25 protein-coding genes are annotated in these 23,862 nt (G+C 40.1%); 9 read left to right on the forward strand and 16 right to left on the reverse strand.

Going from position 1 to position 23,862, the window contains the following annotated elements:
- Complete coding sequence (locus tag ACFFGV_RS12795; protein ID WP_377348455.1) at positions 1 to 1,950, reverse strand: aconitate hydratase; 1,950 nt, start codon at positions 1,948 to 1,950, stop codon at positions 1 to 3.
- 190 nt (positions 1,951 to 2,140) lie between these two features.
- On the opposite strand from ACFFGV_RS12795, the gene ACFFGV_RS12800 reads away from it, so the two are divergent.
- On the forward strand, positions 2,141 to 3,007 hold the full coding sequence (locus ACFFGV_RS12800; protein ID WP_377348457.1) for an NAD(P)-dependent oxidoreductase: 867 nt from the start codon (positions 2,141 to 2,143) through the stop codon (positions 3,005 to 3,007).
- Between the two features lie 157 nt (positions 3,008 to 3,164).
- Here ACFFGV_RS12800 and ACFFGV_RS12805 read toward each other — a convergent pair whose 3' ends face one another.
- The 3 genes from ACFFGV_RS12805 to ACFFGV_RS12815 are packed head-to-tail and all read right to left on the reverse strand — an operon-like array spanning position 3,165 to position 5,493.
- A complete protein-coding gene (locus tag ACFFGV_RS12805) occupies positions 3,165 to 3,635 on the reverse strand; it encodes a thioesterase family protein (protein ID WP_377348459.1) in 471 nt (156 codons plus the stop codon).
- Positions 3,636 to 3,646: 11 nt separating this feature from the next.
- Positions 3,647 to 4,600: a 3-hydroxyacyl-CoA dehydrogenase NAD-binding domain-containing protein gene (locus tag ACFFGV_RS12810; protein ID WP_377348461.1), complete on the reverse strand. Its 954-nt coding sequence runs from the start codon at positions 4,598 to 4,600 to the stop codon at positions 3,647 to 3,649.
- The gene (locus ACFFGV_RS12815) at positions 4,600 to 5,493 is read right to left on the reverse strand and encodes a beta-keto acid cleavage family enzyme (protein WP_377348463.1); all 894 of its coding nucleotides are present in this window, start codon (positions 5,491 to 5,493) and stop codon (positions 4,600 to 4,602) included. The genes ACFFGV_RS12810 and ACFFGV_RS12815 overlap by 1 nt, the downstream gene beginning before the upstream one ends.
- A 486-nt stretch (positions 5,494 to 5,979) precedes the next feature.
- On the opposite strand from ACFFGV_RS12815, the gene ACFFGV_RS12820 reads away from it, so the two are divergent.
- Positions 5,980 to 7,527, forward strand: coding sequence for a BCCT family transporter (locus ACFFGV_RS12820; RefSeq protein WP_377348465.1), 1,548 nt, complete (start codon positions 5,980 to 5,982; stop codon positions 7,525 to 7,527).
- Between the two features lie 102 nt (positions 7,528 to 7,629).
- A complete protein-coding gene (locus ACFFGV_RS12825) occupies positions 7,630 to 8,163 on the forward strand; it encodes a TetR/AcrR family transcriptional regulator (protein ID WP_377348467.1) in 534 nt (177 codons plus the stop codon).
- A 210-nt stretch (positions 8,164 to 8,373) separates the two neighbouring features.
- Here ACFFGV_RS12825 and ACFFGV_RS12830 read toward each other — a convergent pair whose 3' ends face one another.
- Positions 8,374 to 9,477 (reverse strand): mechanosensitive ion channel family protein, encoded by a 1,104-nt coding sequence (locus ACFFGV_RS12830; protein ID WP_377348469.1) that lies wholly within the window; start codon positions 9,475 to 9,477, stop codon positions 8,374 to 8,376.
- A gap of 6 nt (positions 9,478 to 9,483) precedes the next feature.
- Positions 9,484 to 10,320: a YihY/virulence factor BrkB family protein gene (locus ACFFGV_RS12835; protein ID WP_377348471.1), complete on the reverse strand. Its 837-nt coding sequence runs from the start codon at positions 10,318 to 10,320 to the stop codon at positions 9,484 to 9,486.
- A gap of 198 nt (positions 10,321 to 10,518) precedes the next feature.
- On the opposite strand from ACFFGV_RS12835, the gene ACFFGV_RS12840 reads away from it, so the two are divergent.
- From ACFFGV_RS12840 to metA, 3 genes are all read left to right on the forward strand, one after another.
- Complete coding sequence (locus tag ACFFGV_RS12840) at positions 10,519 to 11,382, forward strand: DMT family transporter (RefSeq protein WP_377348473.1); 864 nt, start codon at positions 10,519 to 10,521, stop codon at positions 11,380 to 11,382.
- 169 nt (positions 11,383 to 11,551) lie between these two features.
- Entirely contained in the window at positions 11,552 to 12,121 is a 570-nt protein-coding gene (locus tag ACFFGV_RS12845; protein WP_377348475.1) for an HTH-type transcriptional regulator Hpr, read from the forward strand.
- A 681-nt stretch (positions 12,122 to 12,802) separates the two neighbouring features.
- Entirely contained in the window at positions 12,803 to 13,711 is a 909-nt protein-coding gene (gene metA / locus ACFFGV_RS12850) for a homoserine O-acetyltransferase MetA (protein WP_377348477.1), read from the forward strand.
- 245 nt (positions 13,712 to 13,956) lie between these two features.
- Here metA and ACFFGV_RS12855 read toward each other — a convergent pair whose 3' ends face one another.
- The gene (locus ACFFGV_RS12855) at positions 13,957 to 14,436 is read right to left on the reverse strand and encodes a hypothetical protein (protein WP_377348479.1); all 480 of its coding nucleotides are present in this window, start codon (positions 14,434 to 14,436) and stop codon (positions 13,957 to 13,959) included.
- 5 nt (positions 14,437 to 14,441) lie between these two features.
- On the reverse strand, positions 14,442 to 14,744 hold the full coding sequence (locus ACFFGV_RS12860) for a hypothetical protein (protein WP_377348481.1): 303 nt from the start codon (positions 14,742 to 14,744) through the stop codon (positions 14,442 to 14,444).
- Positions 14,745 to 14,890: 146 nt separating this feature from the next.
- Here ACFFGV_RS12860 and ACFFGV_RS12865 point away from each other — a divergent pair, with 146 nt between their 5' ends.
- The 3 genes from ACFFGV_RS12865 (at position 14,891) to ACFFGV_RS12875 (ending at position 17,944) form a co-directional block, all read left to right on the forward strand.
- Positions 14,891 to 15,013 carry a hypothetical protein gene (locus tag ACFFGV_RS12865; protein WP_377348483.1) on the forward strand — a complete coding sequence of 41 codons (123 nt, stop codon included), beginning with the start codon at positions 14,891 to 14,893 and terminating at the stop codon, positions 15,011 to 15,013.
- 105 nt (positions 15,014 to 15,118) lie between these two features.
- Positions 15,119 to 16,318 carry an MFS transporter gene (locus tag ACFFGV_RS12870; protein ID WP_377348485.1) on the forward strand — a complete coding sequence of 400 codons (1,200 nt, stop codon included), beginning with the start codon at positions 15,119 to 15,121 and terminating at the stop codon, positions 16,316 to 16,318.
- A gap of 111 nt (positions 16,319 to 16,429) precedes the next feature.
- On the forward strand, positions 16,430 to 17,944 hold the full coding sequence (locus ACFFGV_RS12875; protein WP_377348487.1) for a cell wall-binding repeat-containing protein: 1,515 nt from the start codon (positions 16,430 to 16,432) through the stop codon (positions 17,942 to 17,944).
- A 60-nt stretch (positions 17,945 to 18,004) separates the two neighbouring features.
- Here the strand turns inward: ACFFGV_RS12875 and ACFFGV_RS12880 are convergent, their stop codons facing one another.
- The 8 genes from ACFFGV_RS12880 to ACFFGV_RS12915 form a co-directional block, all read right to left on the reverse strand.
- The gene (locus ACFFGV_RS12880) at positions 18,005 to 18,250 is read right to left on the reverse strand and encodes a hypothetical protein (protein ID WP_377348489.1); all 246 of its coding nucleotides are present in this window, start codon (positions 18,248 to 18,250) and stop codon (positions 18,005 to 18,007) included.
- 97 nt (positions 18,251 to 18,347) lie between these two features.
- Positions 18,348 to 18,923, reverse strand: a complete 576-nt coding sequence (locus ACFFGV_RS12885; RefSeq protein ID WP_377348491.1) for an HMA2 domain-containing protein — start codon at positions 18,921 to 18,923, stop codon at positions 18,348 to 18,350.
- The gene (locus tag ACFFGV_RS12890; RefSeq protein ID WP_377348493.1) at positions 18,872 to 21,004 is read right to left on the reverse strand and encodes a heavy metal translocating P-type ATPase; all 2,133 of its coding nucleotides are present in this window, start codon (positions 21,002 to 21,004) and stop codon (positions 18,872 to 18,874) included. The genes ACFFGV_RS12885 and ACFFGV_RS12890 overlap by 52 nt, the downstream gene beginning before the upstream one ends.
- Positions 21,004 to 21,534, reverse strand: a complete 531-nt coding sequence (locus ACFFGV_RS12895) for an HMA2 domain-containing protein (RefSeq protein WP_377348495.1) — start codon at positions 21,532 to 21,534, stop codon at positions 21,004 to 21,006. Before ACFFGV_RS12895 ends, ACFFGV_RS12890 begins: the two co-directional genes overlap by 1 nt.
- Positions 21,531 to 21,860: an HMA2 domain-containing protein gene (locus ACFFGV_RS12900; protein ID WP_377348496.1), complete on the reverse strand. Its 330-nt coding sequence runs from the start codon at positions 21,858 to 21,860 to the stop codon at positions 21,531 to 21,533. Before ACFFGV_RS12900 ends, ACFFGV_RS12895 begins: the two co-directional genes overlap by 4 nt.
- Positions 21,861 to 22,020: 160 nt before the next feature.
- Positions 22,021 to 22,917 carry an EamA family transporter gene (locus ACFFGV_RS12905; RefSeq protein WP_377348498.1) on the reverse strand — a complete coding sequence of 299 codons (897 nt, stop codon included), beginning with the start codon at positions 22,915 to 22,917 and terminating at the stop codon, positions 22,021 to 22,023.
- Between the two features lie 3 nt (positions 22,918 to 22,920).
- Positions 22,921 to 23,082 (reverse strand): hypothetical protein, encoded by a 162-nt coding sequence (locus tag ACFFGV_RS12910; RefSeq protein WP_377348500.1) that lies wholly within the window; start codon positions 23,080 to 23,082, stop codon positions 22,921 to 22,923.
- The gene (locus ACFFGV_RS12915) at positions 23,079 to 23,825 is read right to left on the reverse strand and encodes a hypothetical protein (protein ID WP_377348502.1); all 747 of its coding nucleotides are present in this window, start codon (positions 23,823 to 23,825) and stop codon (positions 23,079 to 23,081) included. The genes ACFFGV_RS12910 and ACFFGV_RS12915 overlap by 4 nt, the downstream gene beginning before the upstream one ends.
- Positions 23,826 to 23,862: the final 37 nt, after the last annotated feature.

The raw sequence follows: 23,862 nt of genomic DNA on the forward strand, positions 1-23,862 counted from the left end.
TTACGCTGTTTCTCTGTCTCTGACCCAGTTGATAAGGCCTCCTTTTAACATCATGTCCACTTGACGAGGAGATAATGTATGACGAAGCTTAACTTCTTTATTTTTCCCTTTGATTTTGGCCGTTACTTCTTGTCCTTGTTGGATTTCGTTACGAAGTCCACTAAACTGAAGGACATCTCCTTGCTCAATCTTGTCAGCTTCATCACTTGTGGAGAAGGTCAATGGCAATACACCGAAGTTTACAAGGTTTTGCCAATGAATACGCGCAAAATCCTGAACAATAGCTACTCGTAATCCTAAATAGCGAGGTGCCAGGGCAGCATGCTCTCTACTAGACCCTTGACCGTAATTGTATCCTCCTACAACGGCATGTCCTCCATCATCTTTCACACCCATTGCCCTGTCATAATATGATTCATCCACAATTTCAAATGTGAATTTACTAATCTCCGGCAAATTACTACGGTATGGCAATACTCTCGCACCGCCTGCCAAAATTTCATCAGTAGAGATGTTATCACCCATCTTCAAGAGGATAGGCAATTCCATCTCGTCTGGAAGTTCACCCATTTCCGGTATAGAAGCAATATTTGGCCCTTTTTGAAGATCTATTTCTTTTGCTTCCTCTGGCAATTTTGGTTTTTCCAATAACGTAACATCGACAGTAGGGTTGTCTAAATCCTTAATATTAGGATATTCCATTTCTAACGTTCTAGGATCGGTTAACTTTCCATATAATGCTGAAGCTGCTGCGGTTTCAGGACTGCAAAGGAACACACTATCTTCTTTAGTACCGGAACGCCCAGGGAAGTTACGTGGAGTGGTTCTCAAGCTATTACGTCCCGTAGCTGGTGCTTGTCCCATTCCTATACATCCATTACAACCAGCCTGGTGTAACCTAGCCCCCGAAGGAAGCAGACTTGCCATATGCCCATGTGTCACTAAGTCCGTAAGCATTTGTCTTGATGATGGATTAATATCAAAGGAAACTCCGTGAGCAACCTGTTTTCCTTTGACAATCTCCGCTGCCATGGCAAAATCCCGATAGGATGGATTAGCAGAGGACCCAATATAAGACTGATAAATAGGCTCTCCAGCTATTTCTTTAACAGGGACAACATTTCCTGGACTGGATGGTTTAGCAATAAGTGGCTCTAGCTCTGAAAGGTTTATTGTTTCCTCTATATCATAGGCTGCTCCATCATCAGCAAGGATCTCTACCCAATCTTCTTCCCTTTGCTGACTTTTTAAATATCTTTTAATTTCCTTGTCAGACGGAAATACTGTACCAGTTGCGCCAAGCTCCGCCCCCATATTGGCAATAACGTGTCGATCATCTGCTGTTAAATTATCCAGGCCTGGTCCATAATACTCTATGACTTTTCCTACGCCGCCTTTAACATCGTAACGACGTAATAATTCCAGAATAACGTCTTTTGCGCTAACCCAATCAGGCAGCTTTCCTTCTAGCTTGATGCCCCATACTTCAGGCATTTTCACATAGAATGGCTCTCCAGCAATGGCCATAGCCACATCAATTCCACCTGCTCCCATTGCAAGCATGCCCATTGCACCATTAGCACAAGTATGAGAATCAGAACCGAGCAGTGTCTTACCAGGCTTCGCCAACCGCTGCATATGTACAGGATGGCTTACCCCATTTCCTGGTCTACTGAAATACAGCCCAAATCGTTGAGCAGCGCTTTCTAGGAAGAGGTGGTCATCGGGATTTTTACTATCCTCTTGAATTAAGTTGTGGTCGACATATTGAGCAGAGACTTCCGTTTTTGCATAATCAAGCCCCATTGCCTCCAGCTCAAGCATAACCATTGTACCTGTCGCGTCTTGGGTGAGTGTTTGATCAATTTTCAATCCAATTTCTTCACCAGGTGTCATCTGTCCTGATATTAGATGTTCTTTAATTAGTTTTTGTGTGACATTGTATGCCATGCTTCGACCTCCTTCAAAATAATCCTTGTATTACATAGTCTATGATTACTATACCCTGAAACCGGTCCCATCAATCTACCTGATTACACAGAATTATTTGATAAGGGATAGATTACCAATCACACGTATTGCTTGCCCACATGCCTGCAAGGTGATATATTCTACCAAACAGCTAAGGGGAGGGTTGAACTTGAGTTCCATACATATTGGCTTTATTGGGACAGGAGTTATGGGAAAAAGTATAGCGCAGCGTCTCCTTCGGGCTGGCTATACGCTCAGTATTTTCACTCGTACCTATGAAAAAGCGGAGGATCTCTTGAAAGAAGGAGCTATATGGGAAACATCTGTCGCAGCTTTATCTCAAAAGTGTGACGTCCTATTTACAATGGTTGGATTTCCTGTCGATGTGGAGGAGGTGTATTTTGGTCCAAACGGTATATTGCAAAATGCTAAACCAGGCAGTTATGTAGTGGACATGACTACGTCTTCTCCTTCATTAGCTCAAGAAATTTTCAAAAAAGCGGCTAATAACGACCTTCATGCTTTAGATGCACCTGTTTCAGGTGGGGACATCGGGGCTCAAAACGGCACGTTATCGATTATGGTTGGTGGGACAAAACAAGCCTATGATTACATTGAACCATTATTTCATTTGGTAGGATCTAGCATTGTATGGCAAGGAGAAGCTGGAGCAGGGCAATACACCAAAATGTGTAACCAAATTGCAATTGCATCCAACATGATGGGAGTTTCAGAAGCAATAGTATATGCTAAACAAGCTGGATTGGATCCAGACACTGTACTGAAAAGTATAAGTGACGGTGCTGCTGGAAGCTGGTCCTTATCGAATCTTGCTCCTAGAATGATACAGGAGGATTTCTCTCCAGGGTTTTATGTGAAGCATTTTATTAAAGATATGGGCATCGCGATCACATCTGCAGAAGAATTAGGGTTACAGCTGCCTGGACTGCAACTAGCTAAGCAGCTATATGATAAACTTGCAGCAGAAGGAGAAGAAAATAGCGGAACACAGGCTTTAATTAAGTATTATCAGTAAAAAAGGCTAGTGACTGCTTTCGTAGTCACTAGCCTTTTTACTTTATGGGCGAATTTTTTATTTTATGAGCGAATTATTGAAAATATAGGCGGATTTTTTACTTTATGAGCGAATTTTAAAAAATATGGGCGAATACAAAAAATTATAAGCGCCAGCCTTATTTTCTGCGAATGCCAATCGTTCTGCCGGCATTTTTTGGTATCTTACTCTGCCTGTCTTTTTCAAACAGAGAAAGCAGGCTGTTATGAATAGCTTCCGGAAAAGCGGCTCCTTTCCCCTTCTGTTGATCTATCCCCATCAGCATTTGTTCCTGCGAGGCAGCTATTTCACCTTGCTCATTATACATTGTTAAAAACAAGTGAATGCGTTTGTCATCCAAATCAAGTAGTTGACTGCCAATAGTTAGCTTATCTCCTTCGTGCATTTCCTGCTTATAACAAAGGTGTGTTTCTAGCGTATAAATAGTGTAACAATTCGCTGCACGCGTTTTTTCATCTAATCCAATCCACTCTATAAAAGCATCCGTTGCATTGCTAAACACTCTGGCGTATTCAGCATCATTCATATGACCGTTATAATCTACCCACTCCGAGGAAACTACGGCTTGATAATGATTGGGTGATGTCATTCCTTTACCTCCTAAACCCTTGAGCTTTCTTGCTCTTGTGGCCAGTATTCCTTTACTAAATCCATTAATTTAATTAGAAACTCATTACGATTTTGATCTAACTCAGACATAGTCATGCCCCCAGATTGCTTTTCACACCCAGTAACTACTTTCTCATATAATTCGTCTGTTAACTCTGGGGCCTCTAACTTTGTCCATGGCTTCTTCAAGGCAGGACCAAATTGCTTCAGCATATGTCTCATTCCGCCTTCACCTCCACCAAGATGGAAGGTAAGAAAGGGTCCATACTGAGCATAACGAAGTCCAGCTCCATGTGTGAATGCTCTATCGACTTCTTCTGTCGTGGCTATTCCATCGTTAACAATATGAAGCGATTCCCTCCAGATGGCTTCGATTAAGCGATCGGCTATGTGTCCTTCAATTTCATGGCGAACAATCAGAGGACTCATATTCATCTGTTCAAAGAATTGCTTTGCTCTTTCCACGGTTTGGTCCGTAGTGCTCCTTCCTGCAACTAGCTCCACTAAAGGAAGAATATAAACTGGTGTAAACGGATGAGCTACAACAAATCGCTCTGGGAATTGAAGCCCTTCCTGTAAAACGGATGGCATAATACCAGATGTACTAGAACCAATAATAGCATCAGGCTTAGCATGTTGATCAATCGATTGTAGTACTGTCTGTTTAATGTCTTCCACTTCCGGGACATTTTCTTGAATAAAATCGGCATCCCCTACAGCTTTTGCTAAATCCGGTTCAAAGGTCAATCTATCAAGAGAAGCCTCATTTGCTATTCCGATTTCTTCTGCAAATGGCCAAGCTCGTCTGACCGATTCTCTCATTCTCTCCTCTGCACCCTCTGCTGGATCTGTGGCAATCACATCATATCCATGCGCCAAAAATCGAGTAATCCAGCCATTTCCTATTACTCCTGTACCTACTACTGCTACTGTATTAATGGTCATTATGATTTTCCTCCATGTGGATTTCGTAATTGTAGATATTCTCTAGCTTCTTGTGGAGACATAGGTTCTAAATCATGACCAGCAAGCATCGTTACAGCTTTATCTACCAGTTGTTCATTATTAGCCATAACCCCTTTGGACAGATAAAGGTTATCCTCTAACCCAACACGTATGTTTCCACCTAATATTGCTGATTGGGCTGCAATCGGCATTTGCATACGCCCTATTCCAAAAGCAGACCAATGGGCATTCTCTGGAATTCGATTCTTCATATAGAGCATCGTTTCAGCATCCGCAGCTGCTCCCCATGGAATACCAAGGCAAAATTGAAACATTGGATCTCCGTCTATCAGCCCTTCATGTATTAGTTGGTTAGCAAATCGAACATGACCTGTGTCAAAGCATTCAAGCTCTGGCTTGACCCCACTATCCTGAATCAATTTAGCTTGCTCTCTTAACCAGTCTGTTGGGCTCATATAAATCATATTTCCAAAATTAGTACTACCGCAATCCAGCGTACACATCTCTGGCAGTAGTGCTCCCACAGGCTCGTGTCTTTCTGCAGGAGTTTGAATGTCTGTGCCTTCCCCTCCAGCAGCAGGTGTTTGTAAGCTTGGAATAAAATCTCCTCCACCGCCAGAAGTAATATTGATTATGACATCTGTTTCCGATTCCCGAATACGTTCTACTATTTCTCGATAATGGTTTACATCATGACTAATACCGCCTGTTTCAGGATTTCTTGCATGCACATGTGCAATAGTAGCCCCTGCTTTGGCAGAAGAGATAGCTGAATCAGCGATTTCCTTAGGTGTAACAGGTACATTAGCATTTTTTTCTATAGTATCTCCTGCACCTGTTACAGCCGAAGTTAATAACACTTTATGTTTCATAAATAAATCCTCCCCATGCTTTAAGACTGAATTAAATTTCCTTTAACTAACCCAAACTATACCATCCGGACTGTTTACTTTCAAATGATTTTTTCTATTATTTCTTTCCAATTCTTCTATAGGTACTATTGGAAAGGGGGTTATATTTATTAAGACTCTACCTAGAATTAACTGCAGATATATGTTGGTTTTTATTCGCCAATGCTGATAAGCCCGTTCTTATAAACGAGGAGATAGTGAGTAACTTGGTTTCGGTATAGTGTCATGATAAAAATGTTTGTTCTGAATATACTTCTAATTCAGTATAATCAATCCTTATTTCTCGAAAATAAGTCAAAATATACCGTTATTGCTGTATTTACTTCTAATTCCTTCATTATATTTACACATGCTAGTCCATTTAATTTTTGAAAGAATACCGTCCAGATTGTACAGTTTGAACATGTAATCACCCCTTTACGAACTTACATTCAGAGGAGGATAAATATGTACAAACATATAATGGATTGGAAAACGTTCATAGGTGCACTTATGCTGCTAATCTTCGTATCTGTGCCATTGATTGTATTTCCTGAGCAAGGGAAAGAAATAGTGCTGTCTATCAATGATGTAGTCACACAAAAACTGGGGATTTTATTTCTTACTGTTGGACTGTTTCTCTTATTATTTCTTTTATTTATTGGTGTAAGTCGGTATGGTGACATCAAGCTAGGGGATAAAGGCGAAACACCGGAATTTAAGACTGGCTCGTGGGCGGCAATGTTGTTCACAAGCGGCATTGGTACCGGAATACTCTACTGGGGTGTTATTGAATGGGCTTATTATTATCAAAGTCCTCCATTTGGTATCGAAGCTGGAACAGAAGAAGCTGTTCGCTGGGCATCTACATATGGGTTCTTTCATTGGGGTCCTATTGCATGGGCTATGTTCGCAATCCCAGCGCTCCCGATTGGATATATGTTTTTTGTAAGGAAGACAAATGTATTTAAAATAAGTGAAGCGTGCCGCCCTGTTTTAGGAAAGCACACAGATGGGTTTGTAGGCAGAATGGTCGATATTTTATTTATGTTCGGTTTACTAGGGGGAGGCGGTACTGGGCTAGCACTGTCCGCTCCGATTATATCTGCTGGGCTAAACCATTTAATAGGAGTACCAGATAATATAGTATCCAAATCCATTATCCTGGTTATTTGTACGCTCATATTTGGACTTAGTGCCTATTCAGGACTTCAAAAAGGGATAAAGGTATTAAGTGATATCAATTTATGGCTTGCTTTTGCCCTGCTCTTGTTCATCCTTATCGTAGGACCAACGACATTTATGACGGAATCCACCATTACAAGTCTCGGCAGAATGATGGATAACTTTTTCTCTATGAGCACGTGGGCAGAGCCGTTTAATAATTTAAGTCTGTTTGAAAGAACTGGCTTTCCTGAAGGGTGGACGGTTTTCTATTGGGCATGGTGGATTGTATATGCCCCATTTGTTGGATTGTTTATTGCTAGAATTTCTAAAGGGCGCACCATCCGGCAGTTGGTGTTTGGAACAGTCCTCTTCGGCAGTTTAGGAACGATCTTATTTTTTGGAATACTCGGTAACTATTCTATGTATTTAGAATTAAGCGGCCAATATCCTGTTGTCGACATTTTAAATGAACAAGGAGCACCTGCAGCCATCATCGGAACATTGTCAGAGCTGCCCATTGCTACGTTTGCTATTATTATATTTGTGCTTTTAGCTACCATCTTTTTATCCACTACGTATGATTCTGGATCTTACGTTATTGCCTCTGTAGTACAAAAGCGTGTAGAAGGAGAACCATTAAGATGGAATCGTTTATTCTGGGCATTAGCGCTTTCTGTGTTACCTATGATTTTTATGTATCTTGGCGGCCTTAAAACACTGCAAACCATAAGCATTATTGGAGGCTTTCCGCTACTTATCATCTTGCCACTGTTAGTATGGTCTTTCCTCAAGATGGTTAATGGAGACCAGCAGCAAGAAGATACAATCAACGAAGAGAAGGCAAGCTAGTGCATATAGAGAAAAAGGAAGGGAACCAGCTAAAATTGAAATGCAACACCTCTATTGTTATTATAGAAAATATCATGACTTTTCGTAGCGAGGAACGTGGATATGCCAAGAGAATCTAAAAAGGATAAAATATTGGAAGCAGCTGCTCTCATAGTCCATACTAGAGGAAGTGATGCACTGACACTGGATGCGGTTGCCAAGCAAGCTGAAGTGAGCAAAGGTGGCTTGTTATACCATTTTGCTAGCAAAGAGGCACTTGTAGAAGGTCTAGTGGAGCACATGGACTCCATTTACAGAGAAAACGTAGAAGCATCGGCACAATCTGACAATCACGATACTGGAAGATGGACAAGGGCGCTGGCAACTACAATGTACACGGAAAGTATTCAAAACAGAGAAATCAGCGCTGGAATGCTTGCAGCCCAAGGTATTAACCCTGCTTTATTAAAACCACTCCAGGAAACGTATGCTAGCTGGCAGCAGCAAATAGAAACAGACGGATTGGATGAAGTGCAAGCTACTTTACTCCGATTAGCTGTGGATGGGTTATGGCTATCCGAAATATTTGGACTGGGCAGCCTAGATGATGAACTACGTAAAAAAGTTTTAGAACGCATTATGGAACAGACGTATTAATATATATACACCACATCAAAAAAGGAATGCCAACGCCCTTATGGAGGTATGGCATTCCTTTTCTGATTAGGCTTCATATTTAGTAAGACCTATATTCATTGATTCGGTCCATTTACTAGTTATGGATCGGTCCTTCCCGTTATTAAGAGGAGATAAAGCCCGGAAAGCAGACTATACCTTAATTAATGATGAATGTAGTATTGTAGTTTTTTAGGATCCTTCCCCGTCACTCTTCTTCCACACATCTCCATCTACACTCTTAATATGCAAATCTCTTTGAGGGAAAGGAATCTCAATATGATGTTCATTTAACTTGTCGTATATTTGAAAATTTAATTGGCTTTTTGTGACGATGACCTTTTCTGGCTCGGCAATCCAAACAAACAGTTCGAAATCCAAAGAGGAACTGCCAAATCCAACAAAATTCACATAAGGCTCAGGGTCTGAGAGTATTATCGGGGCCCTTTGCTGCTCATCAATTGCTACTTGCAATAATACCTCTCGAACTTTATGGACGTCACTGCCATACGCTACTCCGACTGGCAATACAAGGCGCATTACTCTATCTCCATAAGAGCGGTTAATTACCTTCTCCTCTAAAAAATAGGAGTTTGGCACAATAATTCTTTCATTATCAAGCGTTCGTATTACAGTAGCCCTCATATTAATCCTTTCAACATCCCCAATAATATCGTCCACTAACACACGATCCCCCACCTTAATAGGTCGTTCAAATAATAAAATGATTCCTGAGATGAAATTCGAGGCTATGTTTTGCAATCCAAATCCTATCCCTACCCCAACAATGCCTGCAAAAACAGTCAGGGCACTTAATTTAATTCCAATAGTAGAAAGACTTATGAACACACCAAGTAAAATGATGGCGTAATGAAAGATTTTATCAAAAGTAAATTGAACTCCCCTATCTAAATCATATCGATTATAAATAGAGGGGAATACATAAGATCGTAAAATCTTAGAAATACGTAAGGTTAAAGAAATAATCAAAATAACTAAAATGATAAGAAAGACTGAAATAGTTTGATCACCTATAGAAATCAAGCTTTCAAACATCCATTGGGAGGACTGAAAATAGAACAATAAAAATAAGATAACACTGTAAAATGTCACCCAGTTAACAAGGCTTTTTATCATTGGGTTAGGGGTTAACCCCTCTGATTGTTTTCGTCTAATTACTGCTTCCACTCCTAATAAACACCAACGAAGAATGAAAATAACGACTAGCCCTATTAGTATAGGTATAAGATTAGAAATAAGATCCTCCGCTTTGATTTCTATGTTAGGCAAATCCAAGCTGTACTACCTCCTTATCTTAGAAAGTACTAGATATCTTTCTTTGACGAGAGCATTTATCTGCCCACCTGTAATTAGAATAATTCCGGATAAGTAAAACCAAATCATTAGCACAATGACCCCACCTAGACTGCCATAGGTTGCAGAGAAGTCTCCCCATCGGTTGACATAGATGGAAAATGCCAACGAAACAAGCTGCCAGCCTGTTACGGCGAATAAAGCACCTCTCCAAACTTCCTTTAGCCGTAATGGGACGTGTGGAACCCATTTATATAGAAAGAGAAGCACAATAAAAAACAAAATAGAGGATAATCCCCACCTTATAACCTCCCACAGGGTCAAGAACGTGGTCGTGAAGCTAAAATAGAAAAATATCCCTCTCCCAATTAATTTACCAAAAACAGATAATAAGAGAGCAATGAGAATAATGAAGGTAAAGGCAAACAACAACCAAACCGATAACGCTCTTTGTACTAAAAAATGCCGCTTCGACCGAACTTGATAGGCTTGATCCATTGCTTTTATGATGGCGTTCATCCCATTACTTGCAGCCCATAATGTCCCAATGATACCAAGGGACAATAGACCGCCATGCTGCTGATATAAGATATCCTGAACATTGGACTCTATTAATTCGTACGCTCCATCAGGCGCATACGTGTGAACAAATTCCATTATTCGTTCCTCTGATATATTTATATACCCTATTAAAGTGGTGAGAAAAAATAAAAACGGAAACAATGATAATAAAAAGAAGTACGATAGCTGAGCAGATAACCCTGCTACGTCATCTTCCCCCATTCTCTTCCATAAGCTGCGTATAAAAGGCCAGATGCTTCTCAATGTGGCGCCCACCTATCTAGAAAACTGTACTATTAGGAATGTATGGCAGGACCACCCTTATTATGTACAAACCATTCGGGAAACGAAAAGATTGACACTTACCCTAATATTCGATAATGTTTTTCTTTGGTTGCTATCACATGAAGCAATACAAGAAGAACATACTAACGAACAACGGAATAAGCATGGAGGTTTACGATGAATAATACTACCAAAGGAATACTCTTATTATTATCCTCTGCATTTGGTTTTGCTATCATGTCTGCCTTTGTAAAGCTGTCTGGAGACTTACCCACGGTACAAAAGACGATGTTTCGAAACCTAGTCACAGCCATTATCGCCTTAGGCTTCGTATTAAAAAATAATGAGCGGATTTTTGGGGAAAAGAAAAACCAGAAATATCTATTACTGCGGTCTAGCTTTGGAACGCTAGGGATGGTTTTGTACTTTTACGCAATAGATCATCTTGTGTTATCAGATGCAGATATGCTAAATAAACTGAGCCCATTTTTATTAATTATATTCTCTGCTATTTTCCTAAAGGAAAAAGCAAAAAAATATCAAATTGCAGCCGTAATCATCGCATTTATAGGAACGCTGTTTGTCATTAAACCAGCCTTTTCTCTTGAAATAATTCCATATGGCGCAGGTCTATTATCCGCTATATTTGCGGCTGGAGCATACACAGTCTTACGTTTTCTTGGAGATAAGGAGCAATTCTATACCATAGTATTTTATTTCTCCTTTTTCTCTACGGTTGTATTACTCCCATTCGTTATTATATTTTACGAACCAATGTCCTTACAGCAAATGGTGTACCTGCTCCTTGCCGGAGGCTTTGCCACTATAGGACAATTTGGTATTACGGTGGCTTATAAATACGCTCCAGCGAAAGAGATTTCTATTTACTTTTATTCCACCATTATTTATACATCTGTACTCAGTATGGTTCTCTTCAACCAATTCCCTGATTTATACAGCATTATCGGGTATATTATTATTTTTAGTGCATCCTTCTATATGTACTTAAAAAACAAAAAAACAAGAGAAATTACTAATTAATATCGTTCTGCACCGGATGTAATTCGGTGCTTTTCTACTGTATAATAGTAAAAAATAAATATATATTTTGAATATATCTTTTTAAAAGAGTATGATAGGAATTAGGACATTCTAGCTTTCTTCATTAGGGGGAATATGGGAAGCAGCTGATTAAGTAGGAGGGTACGAATTGAGCAATTATTCTATGGAAGAAGCCATTCTATTTAGTCATAGGATGACCCAACTCAGCAAAGCTTTATGGAAAGCCATTGAGAAAGACTGGCGTGCTTGGGTAAAGCCACACGGTCTGAATATCAATGAGCACCATATTCTCTGGATCTTATACGAAAAAAATGGAACAACCATCTCAGATTTATCAAATCATGGAGCTATGCATGTATCTACCGCATTCAACTTCTCAAAAAAATTAGAAGAAAGAGAACTCATCTCCTTTTCCAAAAATGATGATGATAAACGAAATACTTATTTATCTCTAACAGAGGATGGAGATACTTTATTTAAGGAAACCCTTCGCACCTTCAATCCATACGAGCATGCTATTCTAAATGCGATGGAACCATTTCAAAACATTTATGGGAGTATGCCTGAATTTAAAGAGGTATCTGCCATCATCAGGGAATTATATGATATTGACTATGATCTAGATACAAGCATAGAAGAACGGATGTTGTCCGATATGACTAAAGATCCAGAACGGGAATATGCTGTAGCAACTTCACAAGGCAAAAAAAGCAGGTAGCGAGCTCTACCTGCTTTTTTTATTGGCTTTGTTCCATAACCAATTTGACATTAGGTTGATTCGTATAATCAAGAGATTATAAGGATTGAACATAAAATGGAAGTAGTTTTAGAAGTTTAGAGTGGCGTGGTGATGGAGTGGAAGCAGCTGCTTTCCTCTAGCTCCGACAGAACGTGGAGCAGTAGGAAAGCGAGCGTTCCCTAGACCATACCTTGTTCTCCTATAAGTATCGAACCTTCACTATCTATAGTAAAGATAGGTGTACTATACAAACATAGCATGGACAAAGCTTTACTACTTCTGTTGAGAAGTTATCTTTTTAATCAATACAAGAACCACAAGATTCATAATGACTGTAACCCCGAGAACATACGTCATCCACGTTGGAGTCGATAAGAGGAAAATGTTTCCTAAAAGCAAAACAATCATAAAGAGACTTATCATAATATGTAATGTAAAATTTGGTTTTGGTTGGGACAAAATATTCACCTCCAGCTATCCTACACAAGCTTCTTCATTAAAGATAGCAAAATACAACGATTCTAGCAATTCCATAAGTACCAAACGAAAAGGATAAAAATACGTAATGTGCAAAATATTACAAATTTACTGGATGCTATTTCACTCATATCTGTTATAATGGGGAATAATATTTGATACGGGTTTAAGGGGGAATTGTGATTGCCAATTAATATTCCAAAGGCTCTTCCTGCTAGGGATATACTGGAAAAGGAAAATATATTCTTAATGGAGGATGAGCGAGCTGTTTCTCAGGATATCCGTCCTCTAAATATTCTTATACTTAACTTAATGCCAGAGAAAGAAAAAACCGAACGGCAGTTACTTCGTCTTTTAAGTAACTCCCCACTACAGGTTAGTGTCGACTTTATGCATACGGCAACGTATGAATCAAAGAACGTTAGCAGGTCGCACTTGAGCCAATTTTATAAAACATTTGAAGACGTTAAAGAAGATCGATACGATGGTATGATTATAACGGGAGCTCCAGTGGAGCAGCTCCCATTTGAAGAAGTAAATTATTGGGAGGAACTGACTGACATTCTGGAATGGACGAAGACGAATGTGACCTCTGTTCTACATATTTGCTGGGGAGCTCAAGCAGCGCTTTACTACCATTATGGCATTCAGAAATATCCGTTACCTAACAAGTTATCAGGCATATTTAAACATCGTGTCATGGAATCTACAGAAAAACTTATTCGCGGCATGGACGATGAATTTCTTGCCCCACATTCCAGGTACACAGATGTTTCCTATGAAGAAGTTAAGACTCATCCTGAAGTGACGTTATTGTCTGCATCTGATGAGGCAGGGGCATTGTTAATGATGTCTAAGGATGAAAAAAATGTCATGATAACAGGTCATATTGAGTATGAGGCAACAACACTTGCTGAAGAGTATGAGAGGGATAAAGCTAAAGGATTGAATATTGAAATTCCTAGTGATTATTTTCCTCACGATGACGATTCTCAAAAACCACTAAATCGCTGGCGTTCTCAAGCCTACTTGTTGTTCTCTAATTGGTTAAATTACTACGTGTACCAAGAAACACCGTATGAATGGGAATAAATGCATGAGTCTAGAAATCATGAAAAAGCTCCTTTTCCAAATAGTGGAAAGGGAGCTTTTTTTATGAATACTCTCAGCTACATTGGTATTTCATCTAGTTGTTAAGATGGCAAACCTTACTTCTAGTTCTTCTCTTTGGTTTGCACATAAGAGGGATTCAATACATCGCCAAAGACGGTTTGTGTTTCTTATGTACAAGATTCAAGCTGTATCTTTCTCCAAATTAAAAAGCGGCATTCAAAAAGCTATAGTTCCTCAAGCTGATGGCTCTCTCTATATAAATCAATTCTCTCCTCCCTATCCTTTCCCTTATTGGTATCATACCAATCAATCGTTATGTAAACGGCTTCCATATCCTTTATATGGGAGAACCCCTCTCCAGAATAAAGAGAATAGTTCTCTGTTTTTTCTTCTAATTCTATAGGTGAGGCTTGAATATTATTTTGACTCGACACAGATTTAGCGGACACTACATGATCTACTCCATTTACTTGTACATGAGTTTGAACAAAATAATAGGTAGTTTGAAAATTAACATCCTGTACATGCTGAATAGTTACAGGGCCTATTGTAAATGTTTCATCTGAGAAGGAGCTTTTCATTTGGTTTACTTGCCAATGCTCACTCTTCCCTTTCCAATCTATTTCTGTCAGCTGTTGCTTTTCTTGTGATGGTGAACAGCTAACCAATATCACTAGCCCTATCATTATACTCCATTTTTTCATATGCTTTAACTACTTCCTTCATGATTAGATTGGTCATCTGCATACATACTTTCATTCAACCCCCAAACCATATACCCAAATATTACTCCTCCAAGCGGGAATATAATGAGGCTTATTAACATTTCCATAATTCCTTCTCCTGTTATGTACGACTGTAGAGACATGCCATGTTCAACCATATTGGTTATCCCAAAAAATAATAAAGCTGTTGGCAGCCCCCAGCCGAGGACACCATTGCTTATAATAAAACGACGTTTACCCTTCGTACGAGTGTACTCCCATTTCTCCATTCTTTTATCCTTCCCCATTAAACTCCCTCCCAACTTCCAGTTCTATGGTAACATGGTTGTACTTCAATCAGAATCGAAACAGTAAAATTTTTCATGAAATTATTGCATTCGTGTCCATGTTCTTATAATGTAAAATTATATTCGTGCGAAAGGAGGTAATGTAATTGATTACGTTTGGTTTAGTGGATGAAGTGAAGCGTTTTATCGTGTTCATGATGTCCATTTTTGGAATTTTGCTAAAGACAGGGAGAAGTGTGTCTTTTTACAGCAAATTACTAAAACTATAACTCTGACGTAATCCATTCTTACCTAACCATAATGCGTATTCGACTCTCCACATAGATGAGTTTTATGCCTGTGTTTTTGTTGCGTCAGAGGCTCGGAGGCTCATCATGGATTCAATGTTAACTAGAAATATTCGTTTTTTGTATATCTACACATTTGTTGCACAGTTATTCTTCGATCGTGCTTTATGGGTAATATATTTAAGTGACAAAGGACTTAGTATGAGTGATGTTGGGATAGCGGAAGCCCTCATGCATCTAAGTGTCGTTTTATTTGAAATCCCAACAGGCATGATTGCTGATATGTACGGCAGGAAGGTTAGTCTCTTTATCGGAAACGTGCTTAGTGTTGGGTATGGGAGCTTTATGCTGATAAGCGATTCTCTTTCCTTATTTGGATTAGCCCTGGCCACGCTAGGAGTAGCGATGACGTTCCAATCTGGTGCAGAAGAAGCTCTCGCCTACGATACGTTAAAGGAAAAAGGTCAGGAGCATCAGTACACAAGAATATTCGGAAACTTTACTGCCCTCTCCCTATTATCCTTAAGTTTGGCTAAGCTGACAGGAGGATGGATGGCTGAAATTAACTGGGATTTTGTTTACGGGGGTATTATTGCTTCCCATTTACTAGCCCTAATCCCTATTCTTCTGCTACATGAACCAAAACGGGAATTATCTATTCCTGAACATAAGCGCATAACCGCACAATGGCGCTCCCAATTTTCCACGAGTTTATCCATTTGGAAAGATGCTAAGATAATCCATATACCTGTCATCTTTTTTATCATGGTTATTAGCTCCATTGTAGTCCTTACCTTCTATGGTCAGGAATATTTTACAAGACTTGGACTTAGCGCTCCAATAATAGGAGCTATCTTTACATTGGAGGGACTTATTGGGGTTATCATGGCTAAAGTGGCTCATCGGATAGAAAGAAAATGGACGTTCTTCACCATTGTTCATTACGGGTATGCACTCTACCTATCATTCTTTCTATTATTTATTATTACACCCGTATGGGCTATCGTTTTGTCCTTCCTTGTTCTATCCCAGTTGGTAACACTGTTTGAGCCCATCTTCTCCCATTTTATACAACAGCACATTAGTAGTGACATACGCTCCACTTTCTTCTCTATGATAAGTGTGGCCGAGAGCTTTGCTATTATGATTCTCTTCCCTGCCTTTGGGGTCATGATAGATACCATTGGATTTGTTAATGGGTTTTTTATTCTTTTCCTGTTACTCACTATTGTTTTTATTAGCGGACAATTTACATTACGAAAGTCTCAAAAGCAGAGTTCAGTGTAACTCTGCTTTTTACTGAAACCAAGGAGAAAGAAGCTACGTCAAAAGGATTAGAAATGGCTAGATAGATTATCGTTATCTAACTGGTTAAATTTAATAAGGAGGAATGTATTCATGCTTCGTTTCGTGCGCCATGGGATTGTTCTGCTTGCTACGATACTTACTATAGGTTTTACTAGCCACTCATCCGCACAAGCTTTTTCCATTGACCGAATTCAAGGCGACAATCGATACGAAACTGCAGTGGAAATTTCAAGACAGGGGTTTCAAGCAGGTGCTAGTACAGTAGTCATAGCGAGAGGCAATGAATTTGCCGATGCACTAGCAGGTGCTCCCTTAGCCAAACACCTCGATGCTCCGCTGCTTTTATCTAAAACGAACAAGCTACCAGAAGCAGTGCAGGATGAACTAAACAGATTAAAGCCTGATAAGGTTATTCTGTTAGGTGGCCCAAATGCTATTTCAGAAAAGATACGTAATCAGCTCGTGGAAGAGTATCATGTGAATATACGAAGAATCGCAGGAGACAATCGATACACCACTGCTTCCCGTATAGCAGATGCTATGCCTAGTAGTAATAAAGCAGTAGTTGTGAATGGCTCCAGGTTTCCAGATGCAATGGCTGCAGCTCCATTTGCTGCAAAAAGAGGGTATCCTATCCTCCTTACGAAAAAAACATATAATCCTGGTATAACTCGTTATGCGGTAGGAAAAGTCTCTGAAACCTATATCATTGGCGGAGAAGGGGTGGTCGATCAATCAGTAGAGCGAGACCTGCCCAATCCTACACGTATTTCCGGGGATAATAGATATGAAACATCAGCCGAAGTGCTCCGCCACCTGCCACTCGGAAGGGCTGACGAAGCTTATGTTGTAACAGGGGAAGAGTTCGCAGATGGAATTGCTGGCGCGGTTCTTGCTGCTAATAATAATGATAACGTAATGCTCGTAGAAGAGAATTATGTTCCAAATCCTATTAAACTAGTAATTGATGAAAGAGGGTTTGAACGATTTATCGTGTTAGGGGGATACAACGCGGTAGATCAGTACGTGGATACAGAATTAAAATTGCCTATACAACTACTACTCGTAAACAAGCAGCGTGGCATCCCTGCCTCCTATGAACCAGCAAGGTTAGTTGAACCGGATGTCCCTTTCCCATTTAGCGATGACCGGGAAAAAAGATATATGAGTGATATGGCTGCTGGTCAGCTGGAGAAAATGTTCAATGCTGCCTGGAATGACGGAGTAGAGCTTTACGCACAATCTGGCTTCCGTTCCTATGAAAGACAAAAAGAAATACATGAAGCGATTACTCGAAACAGGGGATCGGAATACGCAGATAGGGTAAGTGCAGAACCAGGTCATAGCGAACACCAGACCGGTCTGGCGATGGATGTGACCAGTCCAGAGGTTAATTACAGACTCATCCAAGAATTTGCCTCTACAGAAGAAGGTCGCTGGGTACAAAACCATGCGGCAGATTATGGGTTTATCATTCGCTATCCAAAGGGCAGAGAGAAAGACACTGGCTATACGTATGAACCATGGCACCTCCGGTATGTAGGAATTTCCATAGCTCAATATATGGATCGTACTAATCGTATCTTGGAAGAATATTTAAGATAACGCGAAGGAAGGGAGCCCTCCTAATGAACAAGGCTCCCTTCCTTTTAATCTTCAATATTATTACTGATTGACTTTTTTCTCTGCTATTAAGTCTTCAAGACGTTCCTTTTGGGCTACTAAATCCTCAATGGTCAAGTCTTGCTTAGGTACAGTCTGCAGCCCTTGTGCTGACTGCATACCTGACATCCCTGGATTTTGAATAAGCTGGGATAATTGACCTTGATTTTGCTCATAAAGTCTATACCCAACTGCGCCGACCACTGTCCCTGATACAAATCCCATTAGAAAATCTTTATTCATAACCATATAACATCCTCCTTGAAATAAAAAATATGTTGCTTACGAAGTCACCACTCCCGTTAAGAAAGGAGCAAATCCTCCATAGAGATGGTTATCTCCTTTATTATAAAAGCACTTTGCTTTTATTAGCATCATTAAGTAATTCCAGAGCATTTACGGCCCAAGTCACCATAGCTACATGGAGAATGTTCCCAACTCCTAGCGATAGCATGCTGACAATCCCAGTAATAACATCAGGGTGTCTAAGCTTATGATTCTCCCCATGAGAAAGTACCGTATAGGCTGTGGAGATAACAACTGCATAATCTAACATCCCGGGTACACTCCCAGAAGACTTGTTAAGGTAAGCAACTAATAGCAGAATCCCTGTTACCAATGACCGAAGAAAATCTTTTCTTTGGTTAGGCTTAAAGTTAACCATAATATTATCCAAGGGATCGAAACGAGTCTGCTTAAAGAATAAACTAATAAAACGTAAAATGTTCTTCTTGTTGATCATCTCTTGGTTATAAGAAATAACCATTGATTGAATAATTGGTTCAATGCGGACTTGTTCAATACCTTTAATGGAAGAAAACATTTGATTGATTTGTTCGTAATCTTTTTTATCATATAAAGCAGGTATAATTAAGCGGAGTCGACCAGGTATGTCATGGATGATGGTAAAGGTTGCGTCCATTCTCTTCGCTCCTCCGTAAAAAGTAATGTTGTACTATTCAGCACCACCCCTATCGTGGCAGCGTTATGAATGGCGGCTCCTACTATAGGAGGAATTATCCCTAACGCACCAAGCAGTATGGCAGCACTATTGACAGCAATTGTGATGGAAAAGTTATACATGATAGTCTTCATCGTTTTTTTTGAAAGCTGAATTACATCCGACAGTACTGCAGGATTATCCGAGGTAATGACTAAATCACTTGCTTCTACTGCAATATCCGTTCTTTTCTCTCCAAGAGTTACCCCTATATCAGCGTAGGCCAACGCTGGAGCATCATTTATACCATCTCCTACCATCATGACAGTATTTCCTGATTCCTTGTATCTTTTTACGAACTCGGCCTTTTGATGGGGAAGTACCTCAGCAAAGTAAGCATCCAAATGTAAATCCCTTTGTACTTGCTGAGCAACCTCCTGCTTATCCCCCGTTATCATAACCAGCTCATCTACGCCTTCCCGTCTTAGCTGATTTATGGTTCTCTTCATTCCTTCACGAATAGAGTCTTCCATGACAAGTACACCGGCTATCATTCTGTCAATGGCTACGTAAACTGTATTGGCAGATTTCACTTGCTTATCCATAAACTTTAACCCATGTATATCTATCTTTTCTGTATGGAGGAGTCGCTTGTTCCCTACCAAGACTTCCTTCCCGCCAATTATAGCTTTGATACCATGACCTATTACTTGCTCCATATGGTTATGGTCATGATCTGGAAGTACTAACGTTTGATGATTTGCATGCTGGACAATGGCTTGCGCAATAGGGTGAGAGGAATGCTCTTCAGCAGACGCTGCATAACGAATTACTTCAGCTTCACTAAATCCATTGAACGGAACGACTTGTGTCACTTTCGGTTTACCAATTGTGATTGTTCCAGTCTTATCCAATATTGCTGTGTCGATGGTGGAGAGCTTCTCAATATATTCACCACCCTTAATAAGAGCCCCACTGCGAGCCGCTTTCCCAATGGAGGCAGAAATGGCTGTAGCTGTAGAAAGCTTGAGACCACAAACAAAGTCAATAACGAGCATATTCAGCACTCGATCGAAGCTTCTAGTCCATAGATAAAGAAGACCGGCTAACAGAAAAGATAACGGGACAAGTTTTTCAGATAGGTGATCTGCATGACTCTGAATAGGAGCCTTCTTTAGTTGTGCATCCTCTATCATCTGGACAATACGAGACACAGCGGTTTCGTCTCCTACTCTTTCTACTTGTACTCTAATATTTCCCGATTTGACGATGGTGCCGGCATATACTGAATCATGCATACCAACCTCTTTTGGTACATATTCTCCTGTAATGGACGATTCATCCACACATGCCCATCCACCAACGATAGAGCCATCTGCTGATATTTTTTCCCCTTCAAAAACCGCTATATGATCCCCTGCCCGAATGTCATATATCGACACTTTTCTCTCTTCTTTTTCATCTATTACTTTCCATACATGTGCTACATCCATGTGTAACATATCTCTCACATAGTTCCTGGTTCTATTTGCAGTCATTTCTGTTATTATTTCACTTAATGTAGACATGAACATAATGACCAAAGCGGATTTAGGACTTCCTTTACATAAAGACGCAAAGATAGCAGTCGCACTCAGTGTGTCCGCATTAGGCTTATGCTCCTTCAGCATGCTTATGGTTCCCTGCTTAAGGATATGACGGGAAGCATATAGACTAGCAATTGCTCCTGGTCGGAGCAGCACTTTTATCCCAAGCCACGAGCGCATAGGAAACAACAAATCAATGACCAATGCCCCTAAACTGATAGCCATATCCTTCTTATAAGGATGAGTAATTGCGAGTATTGGAGACGGCTTTGGCTTGGGGTATATAGATAGCAATTCACTGGGAGTAATGGACGACTCGTGATGTAAAAGGATAGTCCGACTATAGGGGGAAACAATCGCAGAATATACACCTGGATAAGCTCTGAACCTTGCTTCCACTATAGGGACAGGTTCCTTTGTAGTAAGCTTCAATCTTGTTCTTCCACTTACATGATGCACCACTTGATTCTGCAGCACTACCTTTCACCGCTCTCTTTAGTCATTAGCGTGTATGCCCAAAACAATAAGCTACTGGCAAATGCGGGGTTAGCAGCAAATCCAGTCGTCCCCTTCATGAGTAGAAAGAGAGTGAGCAACGAATCTATATCTGCTTTTCCGCCTGTTTGTTTTTTTACAAGGTGGTCTACGGAAGAAAGCCCGTTTCTCATGGATGCCTTCATCGCAGCCTCAGTATATCTATAGGCATCTGTCGATATATTTACAGCAGCTTGCACAATCTCATCAAATTGTTCAGATGTTAAATAGGGTGTTGTAAACTCAAGCAGTAAGCTACCAGTAATGCCAGAAGCTCTAACGGACTGCACAATAGGAAAGTATGAAAATTGCTCCTCTAGCTCTTCAGCAATTGTATGGTTCTTCCAATGATTACACTGCAACCTTACGCGTCCAGGCATTGCATGAAGCACCTGTACCTTCTGGTCCTTCAGCCTTTTCATTATGCTCGGAGCTGCAAGAGACGCGCCTATACCAAGAATGGATTGTATCATAGCCTAGCCACTTCTTCTGTTATGACTTCATTGTGTATCCGATGAACAGTATGTATCCATTGCTCAATCTGCTCTTCTTGTACATTTGAACTAGGGTCATATTCTACTAGGATCGTCCCAGTTTCTTTAGTGTGTCGTACCGATCGTATTTTCGCTTCTCGTTCAAGCTCAGGCATTAATCGCTGCACTATTTTGGATTGTCCTTCCCAATATGGAGACGCTAAACGCACTCTACCAGGAATAAAGTGTTTTACGGTTATTTGATAGTTTGCCAGCATTTTTTCTACTTTTCTAAGAAAAAAAACCTGCTTTACCTTAGATAGCATAGGAAGCTCCTTTACAGAATCTTTATCCAACTTTAATAATATATTATAGTTAATGGTATTTTATTACAAGTTATAATTTTACTAGTTTCCATTTCTACCATTCTGCTACGGTTATCTTGATAGGATTAAAAGAACCTCAGATGTCACTACATCTGAGGCTTCACGGTGTTTTATTATAGGATGTACGCAGGTTTGGCAAAAGGATAGCAAATAATATGACCACTACCCCTAGCCATTGCACCCACAGGACTGTCTCCTGTAATACAAAGGCTGACAGTAACACAGCAACAGGTAATTCTGCCGAGCCTATTATACTGCCAAGTGCTGAACCAATCCTAGGCATTCCATAAGAGAACAACAAGGGGGGCAAAAAGACGCCAAAGATACCTAGCAGTACTCCTTTTGTTCCGAAATCTACAAATGATATTGGGTGTGTGTCCAGTAATGAAGGCAGGAATATAAATGTCACTATTACAAGACTTCCTGTTACCATATGATAGCTCCGCTGCAGAAACGGCAAACTAGGCAATACTTTAGCATTAGCCCTAATAAACAAAGCGAAGGATAAAGCTGCAAGTAATCCGAATATGATACCAGAAACATTCCAACTAACCGATACTTCCGACATTCCAATACCAGTACCGAGAACAGTACCAACTGCCAATAAGATAAGTGCGGTTACCGTATTCCGTTCTGGCATTATTTTACGTGCGGCACAATCTATAACGACTCCAATCCACACAAACTGAAATAGTAAAATAATGGCCAAAGAGGCATCTACAGTTAGTAGTGATCGGTAATAAAAAATGCCAACTAATCCTGTTGGGACACCCGCAAGCATGAGCAAAAGTCTATCCTTCCACCGGAGACGATGAAGGTGGGTAAAAGGAAGAAGGACCCATAACAGGAACCACCCTATTCCAAATTGTCCAACTGTAACTACTGCTGGGCTAAACCCTTCCTCATAAGCTAACTTGACTATAGTGGAGAGAACGCCATATGAGCAGGAGCCGATAAATACTGCTATTACATACTTCACTATGTTTGCAGAGGGCATTAGTTACCCTTTCCTCTCTCTTCTCCGTTTAACGATGTCATATCCAAACAATGCAACAGGAGGCATAAATACAACAAAAGGTTTGTAAGAGGATGGTAAAATAATTAATAAAACAATACCTGCAATAAATATAAGCAAAAAGAACATTTTCTTAGATAGCTTCAACCTATTTCTTCCTTTCTATAAGAGCTATTGATGACAAATACGATACTGTATTGATAGAAACGGAATTGAGCATATCCACATCCGATCGCAATCAAGTGTCCAGGACTTCTTTCCTCTACATAAAATTGTTCCTCTATTGGTACCTTCCATAAGAAGTGCTTCGTACTAAGATAGGTCCCCGCATCACTCGCTTGGGATCTGCACTTTTTACTAGACAGCTTTAAGCTATTCCCACATTGCTCCAGCTGTAAAATGCCCAATAGTGTTGCCCCTGGTAAAGGAAGCCCGATATTCATGTAGGTGCTGTTGCCTGTACGATGATAGGAGTAAATAGCTACAAAGCACACCTTCCCGTTGATTTTCCGAATCCACGCTCGAGGAGAGATTCTACCATCATCCTCTTCCTTAATAGGCACAATTGCTCCTGTCATTTCCATCTCTTCGTTGGATAATGGAAGGTTAATTTGTTTTAGTATCATACTCACTACCCGATACACTGCCGCAAACGGCTTAAACCAAGTATGCCATTTCACTTTAGCAAACAAGGCATAGTTGTTCGTATTTTCATAAAAATCTCGTATCGTACTAGACATACTATCTACCGCTATATCTTTTTCATATACGCTAAAATCATCAACAAGGCCTTTATATGCCAATCCTGAAGCAATATGATTATGTAAGACCCTTTCCCCAATAGGAAACCTACCTCTTATTTGACTAATCGGAAATGTGAAATTCTTCATTTATGTCTATCCTTTCCAATCCATACCCTATTGTACC

The sequence above is a fragment of the Pontibacillus salicampi genome (assembly GCF_042434395.1).
In the GTDB taxonomy this organism is placed as follows: Bacteria; Bacillota; Bacilli; order Bacillales; family BH030062; genus Pontibacillus; species Pontibacillus salicampi.

Excerpts from the sequence above, each read along its gene's own strand:
- ACFFGV_RS12810 (WP_377348461.1), bottom strand. The coding sequence starts at position 4,600 with ATGACCATTAATACAGTAGCAGTAGTAGGTACAGGAGTAATAGGAAAT.
- ACFFGV_RS12825 (WP_377348467.1), top strand. The coding sequence starts at position 7,630 with ATGCCAAGAGAATCTAAAAAGGATAAAATATTGGAAGCAGCTGCTCTC.
- ACFFGV_RS12870 (WP_377348485.1), top strand. The coding sequence starts at position 15,119 with ATGGATTCAATGTTAACTAGAAATATTCGTTTTTTGTATATCTACACA.
- ACFFGV_RS12880 (WP_377348489.1), bottom strand. The coding sequence starts at position 18,250 with ATGGTTATGAATAAAGATTTTCTAATGGGATTTGTATCAGGGACAGTG.
- ACFFGV_RS12795 (WP_377348455.1), bottom strand. The coding sequence starts at position 1,950 with ATGGCATACAATGTCACACAAAAACTAATTAAAGAACATCTAATATCA.
- ACFFGV_RS12915 (WP_377348502.1), bottom strand. The coding sequence starts at position 23,825 with ATGAAGAATTTCACATTTCCGATTAGTCAAATAAGAGGTAGGTTTCCT.
- ACFFGV_RS12840 (WP_377348473.1), top strand. The coding sequence starts at position 10,519 with ATGAATAATACTACCAAAGGAATACTCTTATTATTATCCTCTGCATTT.
- ACFFGV_RS12900 (WP_377348496.1), bottom strand. The coding sequence starts at position 21,860 with ATGCTATCTAAGGTAAAGCAGGTTTTTTTTCTTAGAAAAGTAGAAAAA.
- ACFFGV_RS12885 (WP_377348491.1), bottom strand. The coding sequence starts at position 18,923 with ATGGACGCAACCTTTACCATCATCCATGACATACCTGGTCGACTCCGC.
- ACFFGV_RS12855 (WP_377348479.1), bottom strand. The coding sequence starts at position 14,436 with ATGAAAAAATGGAGTATAATGATAGGGCTAGTGATATTGGTTAGCTGT.
- ACFFGV_RS12905 (WP_377348498.1), bottom strand. The coding sequence starts at position 22,917 with ATGCCCTCTGCAAACATAGTGAAGTATGTAATAGCAGTATTTATCGGC.
- ACFFGV_RS12875 (WP_377348487.1), top strand. The coding sequence starts at position 16,430 with ATGCTTCGTTTCGTGCGCCATGGGATTGTTCTGCTTGCTACGATACTT.
- ACFFGV_RS12815 (WP_377348463.1), bottom strand. The coding sequence starts at position 5,493 with ATGAAACATAAAGTGTTATTAACTTCGGCTGTAACAGGTGCAGGAGAT.
- ACFFGV_RS12860 (WP_377348481.1), bottom strand. The coding sequence starts at position 14,744 with ATGGGGAAGGATAAAAGAATGGAGAAATGGGAGTACACTCGTACGAAG.
- ACFFGV_RS12895 (WP_377348495.1), bottom strand. The coding sequence starts at position 21,534 with ATGATACAATCCATTCTTGGTATAGGCGCGTCTCTTGCAGCTCCGAGC.
- ACFFGV_RS12805 (WP_377348459.1), bottom strand. The coding sequence starts at position 3,635 with ATGACATCACCCAATCATTATCAAGCCGTAGTTTCCTCGGAGTGGGTA.
- ACFFGV_RS12820 (WP_377348465.1), top strand. The coding sequence starts at position 5,980 with ATGTACAAACATATAATGGATTGGAAAACGTTCATAGGTGCACTTATG.